At 64.9% G+C, this 11,811-nt stretch carries 9 protein-coding genes; 2 read left to right on the forward strand and 7 right to left on the reverse strand.

The window, feature by feature from the left end; genetic code table 11:
* Positions 1–27: 27 nt before the first annotated feature.
* The 6 genes from eutB to doeA form a co-directional block, all read right to left on the reverse strand.
* Entirely contained in the window at positions 28–1,026 is a 999-nt protein-coding gene (gene eutB / locus HOP51_RS19265) for a hydroxyectoine utilization dehydratase EutB (protein ID WP_234275503.1), read from the reverse strand.
* A 134-nt stretch (positions 1,027–1,160) separates the two neighbouring features.
* Entirely contained in the window at positions 1,161–2,585 is a 1,425-nt protein-coding gene (locus HOP51_RS19270) for an aminotransferase (protein WP_234275504.1), read from the reverse strand.
* 197 nt (positions 2,586–2,782) lie between these two features.
* On the reverse strand, positions 2,783–4,276 hold the full coding sequence (locus tag HOP51_RS19275; protein ID WP_234275505.1) for an NAD-dependent succinate-semialdehyde dehydrogenase: 1,494 nt from the start codon (positions 4,274–4,276) through the stop codon (positions 2,783–2,785).
* A 219-nt stretch (positions 4,277–4,495) separates the two neighbouring features.
* A complete protein-coding gene (locus HOP51_RS19280; protein ID WP_234275506.1) occupies positions 4,496–4,972 on the reverse strand; it encodes an Lrp/AsnC family transcriptional regulator in 477 nt (158 codons plus the stop codon).
* Between the two features lie 32 nt (positions 4,973–5,004).
* Positions 5,005–6,018, reverse strand: coding sequence for a N(2)-acetyl-L-2,4-diaminobutanoate deacetylase DoeB (gene doeB, locus HOP51_RS19285; RefSeq protein WP_234275507.1), 1,014 nt, complete (start codon positions 6,016–6,018; stop codon positions 5,005–5,007).
* A 258-nt stretch (positions 6,019–6,276) separates the two neighbouring features.
* Positions 6,277–7,476, reverse strand: a complete 1,200-nt coding sequence (gene doeA / locus HOP51_RS19290; RefSeq protein ID WP_234275508.1) for an ectoine hydrolase DoeA — start codon at positions 7,474–7,476, stop codon at positions 6,277–6,279.
* Positions 7,477–7,686: 210 nt separating this feature from the next.
* Here doeA and ehuR point away from each other — a divergent pair, with 210 nt between their 5' ends.
* Both ehuR and HOP51_RS19300 read left to right on the forward strand, forming a co-directional pair.
* Positions 7,687–9,093, forward strand: coding sequence for a MocR-like ectoine utilization transcription factor EhuR (gene ehuR, locus HOP51_RS19295; RefSeq protein WP_234275509.1), 1,407 nt, complete (start codon positions 7,687–7,689; stop codon positions 9,091–9,093).
* Positions 9,094–9,133: 40 nt separating this feature from the next.
* Positions 9,134–10,069, forward strand: a complete 936-nt coding sequence (locus HOP51_RS19300; RefSeq protein ID WP_234275510.1) for a 2-hydroxyacid dehydrogenase — start codon at positions 9,134–9,136, stop codon at positions 10,067–10,069.
* A 57-nt stretch (positions 10,070–10,126) separates the two neighbouring features.
* On the opposite strand, the gene HOP51_RS19305 is transcribed toward HOP51_RS19300, so the two are convergent.
* Positions 10,127–11,758 (reverse strand): methyl-accepting chemotaxis protein, encoded by a 1,632-nt coding sequence (locus HOP51_RS19305; RefSeq protein ID WP_234275511.1) that lies wholly within the window; start codon positions 11,756–11,758, stop codon positions 10,127–10,129.
* Positions 11,759–11,811: the final 53 nt, after the last annotated feature.

Raw genomic sequence — 11,811 nt, forward strand, 5'->3', positions numbered from 1 at the left:
CTTCCTCCTGGTTCGTCACTGATCACATCAGCGCCCACACATGGCGCGCGCCCGATCCAGCGTCTCCAGCGCCACGCCGTTGCCGGAAAGAATCAGCGCCACCCGCTGGCCGCGCACCTGGATGCCATGCTCGGCCAGGGCGGCAAGCCCCACCGCCGCGGCTCCTTCCACCAGCAGCTTCTCGTGCTCGAGGATGTCGACCATGGCATGGGCGATGGCGACTTCCGAGACCTGGTAATGGCCGTCCATCACCTCGCGTACCAGACTGAACGTGCAGCGATTGTCGAGGCCAATACCGCCACCCAGCGAATCGGCCAGGCTCGCGACCTCCTCCACCACCACGGGCTGCCCCGCCTGAAGACTCTCCCACATGGCCGCACCGTGGGAGAGGCTGACGCCGGTGATGCGGGTCTCGGGGCGAATGGCCTTTACCGCCGCACCGATGCCGCCGAGCAGCCCGCCGCCGGAGAGCCCGACGATGACCCGGTCGAGGTCCGGCGCATCCTCCATCAGCTCCAGCCCGATGGTGCCCTGCCCGGCCACGATCAAGGGATCGTCGAAGGGGGGAATCAGCGTCATGCCTCGCTCGCGCACCAGTTGCTCGACCTCGCCGAAGGCCGCGTCCTGGCTCTCGCCCACGCGCTTGGCCTCGACGCCCAGCGCCTCGATGGCCGCCACCTTGTTGGCCGGTACCAGCCGCGACAGGCAAATCGTCGCGGCAATGCCGAGCCTGGAGGCGGCAAAGGCCACGGCACGCCCGTGGTTGCCGGTAGAGGCGGTGACCACGCCGGCTTCCAAGGCATCGCGACCGTGACGCTCGATCAGCGCGGCGATCATGTTGACGGCACCGCGCAGCTTGAAGGCGCCGCTGGGCTGCTGGGTTTCGAGCTTGAGCAGAATGTCGGCGTCGAAGCGCTCGGAGAGTGCGTGAGAGCGGACCAGCGGGGTCCGTACCGCCTGGCCGGCGATGCGGCGGCGAGCCTGATAGATGGAAGCGAGGGAAATGCCGTGCTCGAACTGCGTCATCGCGGATTCTCACGTGGCCAAGGGCGCCGGCCGCGACCCATTGCCCATCAGCCTAGTCTGCGCACCGACACAGGGGCAAAAATCGGAATGACCGCGGGCAAGACCCGCGGCCATTGCGTTCAGCTCAGGCGCGTTCAGCCGACCGACATGGAGGCCTTGACCACGCCCTCGCGGACCAGCTCGTCTGTGACCTTGTTCACCGCGCGCTCGGCCCGGGCGACGATCTCGTCGACCTCGGCGCGAGTCGCCACCAGCGGCGGCGCGAAGCCAAGGATATCGCCCTGGGGCATGGCCCGGGCGATCAGGTTCTCGTCCAGCGCCGCCGCGGCGATGCGCGGGCCGACCTTGTGCGCAGCATCGAAGTGCGCACGCTTGGCCGGATCGACGGCAAACTCCAGCGCCGCCAGCATGCCCACGCCGCGCACGTTGCCGACGATGGGATGATCGCCGAAGGCGGCCTGCATCCGCTCCTGCAGGTAGGCGCCGGTTTCGGCGGCATTCTGGGTCAGCCCCTCACGCTCAATGATCGCCAGGTTGGCCAGTGCCGCGGCGCAGCCCAGGGCGTGGCCAGAGTAGGTCCAGCCGTGGCCGATGGGGCCGTACTGGCCGGTGCCCTGCTCCAGCACGCTCCACACGCGGTCGCCGACGATCACGCCGGAGAGCGGCTGATAGGCGCTGGTCAGGCCCTTGGCGACCGTAATGAGGTCGGGCTTGATGCCGTAGTAGTGGCTGCCGAAGTCGGCGCCGATACGGCCGAAGCCGCATACCACTTCGTCGGCGATCAGTAGCACGTCGTACTTGGCCAGCACCGCCTGGATCGCTTCCCAGTAGCCTTCCGGCGGCGGCACGATGCCGCCGGTGCCGAGCACCGGCTCGCCGATGAAGGCGGCCACGGTATCGGGACCTTCGGCCAGGATCATCTCCTCCAGCTTCTGCGCGCAGAACTGGGAGAACTCACGCTCGCTCATGCCTTCCTGCTCGGCGGCGCGGTGGTAGTAGTACGGCGCCTCGGTGTGCAGGATGCCGGCCAGCGGCAGGTCGAACTGATCGTGGAATGCCTTGAGGCCGGTCAGCGAGCCGGTGGCCAGCCCCGAGCCGTGATAGCCGCGCTGACGCGAGATGATCTTCTTCTTCTGCGGGCGGCCCAGCACGTTGTTGTAGTAGCGGACGATCTTGAGCTGGGTCTCGTTGGCATCACTACCGCCGAGGCCGTAGTAGACCTTGGACATACCGGGGCCGGCGAGCTCGATGATCTTCTCGGACAGTGCGATCTGCGGCTCGTTGGAGTGGCCCACGTAGGTGTGGTAGTAGGAAAGTTCCAGCGCCTGCTGGTAGATCGCCTCGGCCACCTCGGTGCGGCCGTAGCCGATGTTGACGCAGTACAGCCCGGCAAAGCCGTCGATGAACTCGCGGCCGTCCTTGTCGACGATGTGGATGCCCTTGCCGCCGGTGATCACCCGGCCCGGCGCGTCGCCGTGGGCGAAGTCGCGCAGGTGGGTGGAGGCGTGGAAGGTGACCTTGCGGTCGCGCTCGATCAGATCGCGGTGCTGCTGGCTCATGATGCTCTCTCTTCTCTCAGGTCCCCGCCGCGGCGAGGAGATGTTCAATTCGTTTGTATTGCTCAAGGTTGGGCTGACGAGCCGGGAGCTCTGCGAGCAAAGGCCTGGCTAGGCGAAGCGCTGCCGGGAAAGCGGAGTGGACTTTTGTCCATGAGCATTTCACGGTAGCGGTTCAACAACGCTAGGCCGAAGCGCAGCTAGCTCCCCGATACGGACCCCAAGGCACCCAAGCAGTAATACTTCGTCTCGAGATATTCGTCGATCCCGGTGATGCCGCCCTCACGGCCGAGCCCCGACTGCTTGACGCCGCCGAAGGGGACGGGCGGGCCGGTCATCTTCACCGAGTTGACGCTGACCATGCCGTACTCCAGCGCCCGCAACAGCTTCCAGATGCGGCGGATATCGTGGGTATAGACATAAGCCGCCAGGCCGTACTCGGTATCGTTGGCCATCTCGATCACTTCGTCGTCGTCGCGGTAGGCGGTCACGCCGGCCACCGGGGCGAAGTTCTCCTCGCGCCACACCTTCATCTGCGGCGTCACGCCAGTGAGCAGCGTGGGCATGAAGTAGTTCTCTCCCGGTGCCCGGGTCTGGTCGCCGGCCACCAGGGTCGCACCGCGGGAGATGGCGTCGTCGACGATGGCCGCCGCCTTGTCCACCGCCTGGCGATGGATCAGTGGCCCCAGGTCGACCTCGCTCTCCATGCCGTTGCCTACGGTCAATGCCGCCATGCGCTCGGCGAAGTGCGCGACGAACTCGTCGTGGATCGACTCGTGTACCAGGATGCGGTTGGCCGCCAGACAGTCCTGCCCCGCGGTCTGGAACTTGGCCGCCACCGCGGCGAAGGCCGCTTCCTTGGGGTCCATGTCGGGGCCGACGATGAACGGCGCGTTGCCGCCGAGTTCCAGCGAGACGCGCTTCACCGTCTGGGCGCTCTGCTCGAGCAGCAAGCGGCCGACCCGGGTGGAACCGGTGAAGGATAGCGCCTTGACCCGCTCTTCGGCACACAGAATCTTCGATACCTCGGCGGGCTCGCCCAGCACTACGTTGAACACCCCTGCCGGAATCCCGGCGCGCTCGGCCAGCTCGGCCAGCGCCAGCGCCGAGAACGGTGTCTCGCCGGCCGGCTTGACCACCACGGTGCAGCCGGCGGCTAGGGCGGCGGCGGCCTTGCGGGTGATCATCGCCAGCGGGAAGTTCCACGGCGTGATCAGCGCGGCGATGCCCACCGGCTCCTTGAGTGTGCCCAGGGCGGCGTTGGGGATGTGGCTGGGAATGGTCTCGCCGAAGGTGCGCTTGCCCTCTTCGGCGAACCAGCGCACGAAGCTGGCGCCGTACTCCACCTCGCCGCGGGCGTCGGGCAGCGGCTTGCCCTGCTCCAGGGTCATGATGATGGCGAGATCCTCGCGGTTGGCCTGCAGCAGGTCGTGCCAAGCCAGTAGCCGCTCGGCCCGCTCGTCGGCACGCAGCGCCCGCCAGTGAGCGAAAGCGGCATCTGCGGCGTCCACCGCTTCACGGATCTGGTGCGCCTCGAGCCAGGGAATGTAGCCGATGGCCTCGCCGGTGGCGGGATCCAAGACCGTCTCCTCACGGCCGCCATCGCCGTGGGTCCACTTGCCGTTCACGTAGGCGTGCTCGCGAAACAGGCGCGGATCGTCGAGACGTGAGGCCAGCGTGTTGGACAGTTTCATGGGCACCTCCCCTGACATCGGGCCCACCTCGCGGGCCGACTGTAGCAAAACGAATGAGCAGCCGGCGGCTGCTCGATAGGTACAGGGTAAGGGCAAATCCGGGGTGGGACTTTTCGTTAACCAGCAGGGCAAGTGCGCTTTTTTTTGTCCTCCAGGGCTAAGTTGCGTTTTTTTCTGCGCGCGGAGTTCACGTCTCCGGCGGGGCGGCCTCGGCTTGAGTCAACTGAGAAAGTCGCCTCGCTCCAGGCCGGAGGTGGGGCGCTTGACCGTCTTGGTCACGATATAGGTGAAGTAGCGCTCGATACCGACCTCGGAAGTCAACCACTCGTCGACGAGGCGCTGGTAGGCATCGACGGAGTCGGCTTCGACCTTCATCAGGTAGTCGACCCCGCCGCCCACGGCTACGCATTCGGTGACCTCGGGAGTGTCGTGAACCAGCGTCTCGAAGCGAGCGAAGCTCTCGGCGTTGTGCTGCTTGAGCTCGATCTGCACCCACACCGGCGTGCGCTTGACCAGCGCATCGGGGTTGATGCGCGCGCTATAACCCTCGATGATGCCGGCCTTCTCCAAACGCCGCACCCGCTCCCAGCAGGGGCTGACCGAGAGATTGATCGCCTCGGCCAGCTTCGACTTGGTGATGCGTCCATCGCGGGACAGGATCTCGAGAATCTTCAGGTCGTATCTATCGAGCTTCATCGTTCTCACTTGTTTTTGGCACGCTGTTCAAATCAGCCGAGGGTATCGACGACGTCGGCGATCACGGCGATGGTGTCGCCCATGTTGACCAGCGCGGGGAAGCGCCGCGCCGCCAGGATACCGTCGCGGCCGGCGCGGTATTCGACCGGCGCCACACCGCAGCGGGTCATGTCGTAGACCCTGGCGATGACCTGCCCCTTCTCCACCTTGTCACCCAGTGCCTGGGTCAGCTCGAGCAAGCCGCTGTGCTCGCTCTGCACGTAGCAGCTGGCATCGGGCATGTCGAGATAGACCTGCGGCTCGGCGGGCATTTCCACTTCGCCCTCGATGAGGCCGAAGTGGATCAGGAAGTTGCGCACACCACGCTCGGTGATGGCCAGGCTCTCAGGCGTCGAGGTGCCGCCGCCGCCCAGCTCGGTGGCGATGAAGACCTTGCCCTGGCTCTCTACCGCGGTATCGAAAAGTGCGGCAGCGTCGAGCTCGAACATCATCATCGCGTAGGGCGCACCGAACGCCTTGGCGCCTTCCAGCGCCTGACGCTGCTGCTCGGGGTCGTCGAGCACGTGTGACGCGCCGAAGGGGATGATGTCCAGCGTGCGGCCGCCGGAGTGGAGATCGAGCACCACATCGCACATCGGCACCATGACCCGGGTGAAGAAGTCGGCGATCTTTTCGGTCACCGTGCCGTCGGGGTTTCCGGGAAAGCTGCGGTTGAGGTTGCCGCCATCCATCGGCGAAGTCCGCTTGCCGGCCATGGCCGCCGGCATGTTCATCATCGGCACGATGATCACGCGGCCACGCACCTGCTCGGCGCGAAGCTCGCTCGAAAGCTTCATCAACGCGGTGATGCCCTCGTATTCGTCGCCATGGTTACCGCCGGTGAGCAGCGCGGTAGGGCCCTCGCCGTTCTTGACCACGGTGACGGGGATCATTACCGCGCCCCAGGCCGATTCGTCGGTGGAAATCGGCAGCTTGAGGAAACCGTGCTGGACGCCATCGGCATCGAAATCGACGGTAGCGCTGATCGGGCTGGGTCGTTTGGTCATTTTCCTGGAACTCCTTGTGCTATGGGCAACTGCTCGGGGCTATTCCGGCAACAAGCCTATTTTCCTTTTTCAGCTTGTCCCCGGCGCCCTCGCTCTAGGCTCTGTACGAAAACTGTCTGCGCTCGCCCATACGGCGTTAAAAATCGGCTCAAAGTACTCATTTACACCCCGTAAACTCCGTCTTTTCGCCGATTTTTGCCTTGTCTGGCCATCGCTCGCCGACTTTTCGTACAAAACCTAGCAGTTGTCGCTTGCTTCTCACCGCACGAACAACTGGCGTGGGAAGCTGGCCAGCGTCTCGCAGCCGGTTTCGGTAATCAGAATGCTTTCGGTGATCTCGAGACCCCAGTCGTCCTGCCACAGGCCGGGCATGAAGTGGAAGGTCATGCCCGGCTCCAGGATGGTCTCGTCGGAGGGGCGCAGGCTCATGGTGCGCTCGCCCCAGTCCGGCGGGTAACTGATACCGATGGGGTAGCCGCAGCGCGCACCGCCACGGTCGAAGCCGTACTTGTCCATCGCCGCGCCCAGCGCCATGGCGATGTCGGCGGTGCGGTTGCCAGGCTTGGCCACGGCCAGGCCGTTCTCGATCCCTTCAAGCAGGGCCGATTCGGCACGCACGAAGTCCTTGGGGGGGCGGCCGAGGAACACGGTACGCGACATCGGTGCGTGATAGCGTTTGAACACGCCGGCGATCTCGAAGAAGGTGCCCTCGCCCTCGCGGAAGGGCGTGTCGTCCCAGGTCAGGTGCGGGGCGGCGGCATCCTTGCCGGTGGGCAGCATCGGCACGATGGCGGGATAGTCGCCGCCATACACCTTGCCATGCTCGTCGACGCAGCCCTCGATACCGACGCGGTAGATTTCGGAGACCAGCTTGCTCTTGGGCAGCCCCGGCTCGATCACCTCGAGAATGCGCGAATGCATGCCCTCGACGATCTTGCCGGCGATGCGCATGTAGGAAATTTCCTGCGGCGACTTGATCGCGCGGCACCAGTTCACCAGCGAGTTGGCGTCCATGAAGCGGGCATGCGGGAGTTCGCGCAGCAAACTCTGGTAAGCCTTGGCCGAGAAGTAATAGTTGTCCATCTCCAGCCCCACCACCCCCTGGTGCCAGCCGCGATCGGGCATGATCGACTGGGCCAGGTAGTCCATCGGGTGCATGTCCGGATTCTGAACGTAGTAGTCGGGGTAGTAGGTGATATTGTCGGGATCGATCCAGCAGGTGCGCAGTGCCCCGTTGGCGTCCATGCGACGCCCGTACCACACCGGCTCCCCCTCGAGCCCCACCAGCACGCACTGGTGAACATAGAACGACCAGCCATCGTAACCGGTCAGCCAGGCCATGTTGGAGGGATCGCTGATCACCAGTACATCGATCCCCCGACTGGCCATTTCGGCCCGCACCTTCCATAGGCGGCTTGCGTATTCCTCACGAGTGAAGGACAGGGATACCTGAGTCATTGGGCACTCGCCAAAAGCATCACCAAGAACCGGCCCTGCTTCCGCGAGGAAGAGGACCGGGCCATCGGGTAGTCGGTCATTGCCGGCAGGAGGAACCAGCGTCGAATTGTCCTGATTTCACCTAGGCAAAAGCATGACAATGTCGGGTCAATGCCGCTATGCTGATAGTAGCACCACCCCTTGGTTGGCGGTCAAAGGCTTTATTGAATCATGACAATTGATCTGACTCCGTATCTCTCGGATACGGGGCCCAAGTACCTGGCCATCGCTCGCGCGCTGTCGGAAGCGGTGCGCCAGGGAGAACTCGTGCCCGGCACGCGCCTGCCTCCTCATCGTCAACTCGCCGAGAGTCTGGGCGTGAGCGTGCAGACCGTCTCGCGCGCCTATGCCCAGGCCGAGAAAATGGGCCTGGTACAGGCCCGGGTAGGCAGCGGCACCTGGATCAATGCACTGGACGATGCCAAGGAGTCGGCTTATCTGCGCGGCCATGAGCCCCGTCACGAGAGCCCGCTCATCGATCTTTCGATCGCTCATCCGGTCTGTCCGCCCAGCCATCACCTGCGCTTTCGCCAGACCTTGGCGGAACTGGCCGAGCAGGCCAGCCCCGAAGTGATCAGCGCCTGCCGCCCGATCGCCGGGCTCGCTCACCAGCGCGAGCGTGCCAGCGCCTGGCTCCAGTCCCGCCTCCACGTGCCTGGCGAGATGGACGATCGCGTTCTCTGCAACGGGGCCGCGCATGGCCTGATGCTGGCAATTTCCAGCGTGGTGCAACACGGGGACCTGGTGTTGACCGAGGCACTGACCGACCACGGTCTGATCGCCCTGTCGCGCACCTTGGGTTTTCAATTGCGCGGCATCGCCATCGACGCCGAAGGCCTGATACCCGAGGCCCTCGAGCTGGCCTGCCAGCGTTTCAAGCCGCGCGCACTCTACCTGACCCCAACCCAACTGAACCCCACCGGGGCGACCATGAGCGAGGCCCGCCGCGATGCCGTAGCCGAGGTGCTGGCTCGTCACCGAATGTGGCTGATAGAGGATGACGTTCATGCGCTGCTGGAGGCGCCGGGCTTCACGCCGGTCGCGTCACGTATTCCGCAGCTCAGCTTCCACGTCACCAGCCTGACCAAGGTGACCGTGCCGGGACTGCGCGCCGGCTATCTCACCGTACCGCGCGGGCAGTTGCATCATGTGCTGCCACGCATGCGAGCCACCACCTGGATGGCGACCCCGCTGGTCTTCGAGATCGCCGATCGCTGGCTGGCCGACGGCACCGTCGAAGCCATGGCCGCCGAACAGCGTACGCTGATCGGCGAACGTCAGCAGCTCACCCGGCGCCTGCTGGGACACCACGCGCTGGAGTCGCGCCCCACCAGCCTGCACGTATGGATATCGCTGCCCGACGCCTGGCGCGCCGAGGAGTTGCAGCAGCAGGCCGAACAGGAGGGACTGGCGATCACTACGGCGGTGCCGTTCATGGTGGAACAGACCCCACCGCCACGACGCATCCGCGTGAGCCTCGGCGCCGAACAGGACATTGCCCGCCTCGAGGAAGGTCTCAAGCGCCTGGCCGTGTTGCTCGACGAGGCCCCCCCACCCATGATGCAGATCGTCTATTGATACGCTGAGTGCCGAACATTCGCCAACGACAGGAGCCGCCATGCGCATACTGCTGCATATCAACGACATCGAGGCTTGGCGCGACGCCCTGGTCCAACGCCTTCCCGGTGCCGAGATCGTCACCGCCGCCGATCCCTCCGACAAGCGCCGGGACGCGGATTACCTGGCGGCATGGAAACCGCCCGAGACACTGCTCGCCGAACAGACCCGTCTCAAGGGAATCGTCAACCTGGGCGCCGGCGTCGACGCCCTGCTGAGCAATCCCGCCCTCCCCCGAGACGTGCCTATCGTCAAGCTGCGCGATGCCGGCATGGGTGAGCTGATCGGCGACTACGTGCGCTACGGCATACTTCATTTCCAACGCGACTTCGATCGCTACCAACGCCAGCAGACCCAACGCGAATGGCATGAGCACACCGTCACCGACAAGCGCGACTGGCCGGTGGGTGTACTGGGCCTCGGCGCCATCGGCGCCAAGGTGGCGGCCATGATCGCCGCCGATGGTTTCCCCGTGCATGGCTGGAGCCGTTCGCCCAAGTCGCTCGATGGCATCACCTGTCATCATGGCGGCGAAGGCCTGACCGAACTGCTCGGCCAGGTGCGCACCTTGGTGCTGCTGCTGCCGGGCACGAATTCGACTCGTCACATCATCGATGCCAAAGCACTGGCCGCTCTGCCCGAGGGAGCCAATTTGATCAACCCCGGCCGCGGCAGCCTGATCGACGAGGCGGCACTGCTCGAAGCGCTGGGAGAAGGCGAGCAGGAAGGCCGACTGCGTGGCGCCATCCTCGATGCCTTCCCCGGGGAGCCGCTGCCCGCCGACAGCCCGCTATGGCGGCATCCGCGCATCTGGGTGACACCGCACATGGCCGGCCCGACACCACTGGGCGAGGCCGTCGATCAGGTGGCAGAAGCGATCCGCGCCTTCGAGGCCGGCGAAGAGCTCGATACCGTAGACCCCAAAGCGGGTTATTGAACGGGCGCGTGTCGCGTGGCCGCGGCACGCGCCCAGGTCAGAGGAAGGAGGAGGGGGTCAGGCGATCTCGGCCTGCGGACGCGGATCGTGCACCAGAGCGGACTGCCAGGCTGGCGCGGCGGCGACGCCTTGCTGCGGCGCTTCGATGCGGAACCACATGACCTCTTTCACCAGCGATTCCACTTGCTGACGAAGCGTCGCCGCCTCGTCGGCCGCCCGCTCCACTAGGGCAGCATTCTGCTGAGTCACCTGATCCATCTGGCCGACCGCGGTGTTGACCTGCTCGATGCCGATGCGCTGTTCGCCCGACGCCGAGGCGATCTCCTCCATCAGATCGGTAACCCGGGTGACAGCTGTGACGACCTCACGGATGGTGCTGCCCGTTCTTTCGACGAGCTCCGCTCCCTGACCGACCTGCTGGTGGGACGACTCGATCAAAGTCCGAATCTCACGCGAAGCCTCGGCGCTGCGACTGGCCAGGGTACGCACCTCACCCGCCACCACGGCGAATCCTCTGCCCTGCTCACCGGCACGCGCCGCTTCCACGGAAGCATTGAGCGCCAGAATGCTGGTCTGGAAGGCAATCGAGTCAATGACCTCAATGATGTCTTTTACGCGTCCGGCGCTCTGCGCGATCCCTTGCATCGTGGCGACCACGTTCGCCATCATCTCCCCGCCCTGGTGCGCCGTTTGCCTGGCCTCCAGGGCCAGTTGGTTGGCTACATTGGCGTTCTCGGCGTTCTGACTCACCGTCTGCGTCAGCTGCTCCATACTGGCCGCGGTCTCCTCGATCGACGCGGCCTGCTGCTCCGTACGTGCCGAAAGATCTTGGTTGCCCATCACGATCTGATCGACGCCGGCATTGATCCGCTCGGTGCCGCCATGCACGTTGACCAGCGAGGACACGAGACGCTGACGCATGCTCTCGATACCCGCCAGAAGACTGGACTGATCGCCGGCCTTGAGCGTCAGCGCCTGGGTCAGGTCGCCGTTCGCGATTCGCCGCACTACCTCCTGGGCATGGTGCGGCTCACCACCTAGACTCCTGAGCACGTCACGAATGATCCAACCCATGGCAAGGGTCAGCAGGATACCGATGCCAAGCAGCAGCAGCCCCAACTCGATCAGGCTCACCCAGAAGGCAGCGTTGATGTCATCCATGTAGACGCCCGCTGCCAGGTCCCAATTCCAACCGGGCACCCGCTGCACGTAGCTCATCTTGGGCACTTCTTCGGAGCCGGCCTGGCTGCGCTGGGACATGTAGCCGACGAAACCGCCCGTCTGCGGATTGCGGTCCGCCATTGCCTTGAGCTCCCGATAAAGGTACAGCCCGCTCTTATCCTGGAAGTCGCGCATGGAATCGCCCAAGGCGCGACGGGGATGAGCCACGATGCGAATGTCACTGTCGAAGGCGAAAATGTAACCATCCTCACCGAAGCTCAAGTTCGCCAGGCTTTCGATGGCCCTGGCCTGGGCTTCCGCTTGTGTCAGTTCACCGCGCTCGGCGCGTGAGGCAAGGCTCGCCACCATGTCCCGTGCGCTGCCGACGAAATGCTCGAGGCTCGCGATCCGCTCATTCAACAAGCCCTCACGCTTGTCATAGGCGGTCCACCCCACCAGCACCAACATCCCTACCCACATCAAGCCCAACGTCGCCCATAGCTTGGTACTCGTCGCCCAGTTGCGCATCGTCTTTGCTTCCTTGGATTCGTCTATTACTTAGTCGTAATACGGGGAGAGCC

This window comes from Billgrantia zhangzhouensis (assembly GCF_021404465.1).
Taxonomy (GTDB): Bacteria; Pseudomonadota; Gammaproteobacteria; order Pseudomonadales; family Halomonadaceae; genus Halomonas; species Halomonas zhangzhouensis.

What these genes read in the sequence shown, in the direction of transcription:
- eutB (WP_234275503.1), bottom strand. Translation starts at nt 1,026, where the DNA reads ATGACGCAGTTCGAGCACGGCATTTCCCTCGCTTCCATCTATCAGGCT.
- HOP51_RS19270 (WP_234275504.1), bottom strand. Translation starts at nt 2,585, where the DNA reads ATGAGCCAGCAGCACCGCGATCTGATCGAGCGCGACCGCAAGGTCACC.
- HOP51_RS19275 (WP_234275505.1), bottom strand. Translation starts at nt 4,276, where the DNA reads ATGAAACTGTCCAACACGCTGGCCTCACGTCTCGACGATCCGCGCCTG.
- HOP51_RS19280 (WP_234275506.1), bottom strand. Translation starts at nt 4,972, where the DNA reads ATGAAGCTCGATAGATACGACCTGAAGATTCTCGAGATCCTGTCCCGC.
- doeB (WP_234275507.1), bottom strand. Translation starts at nt 6,018, where the DNA reads ATGACCAAACGACCCAGCCCGATCAGCGCTACCGTCGATTTCGATGCC.
- doeA (WP_234275508.1), bottom strand. Translation starts at nt 7,476, where the DNA reads ATGACTCAGGTATCCCTGTCCTTCACTCGTGAGGAATACGCAAGCCGC.
- ehuR (WP_234275509.1), top strand. Translation starts at nt 7,687, where the DNA reads ATGACAATTGATCTGACTCCGTATCTCTCGGATACGGGGCCCAAGTAC.
- HOP51_RS19300 (WP_234275510.1), top strand. Translation starts at nt 9,134, where the DNA reads ATGCGCATACTGCTGCATATCAACGACATCGAGGCTTGGCGCGACGCC.
- HOP51_RS19305 (WP_234275511.1), bottom strand. Translation starts at nt 11,758, where the DNA reads ATGCGCAACTGGGCGACGAGTACCAAGCTATGGGCGACGTTGGGCTTG.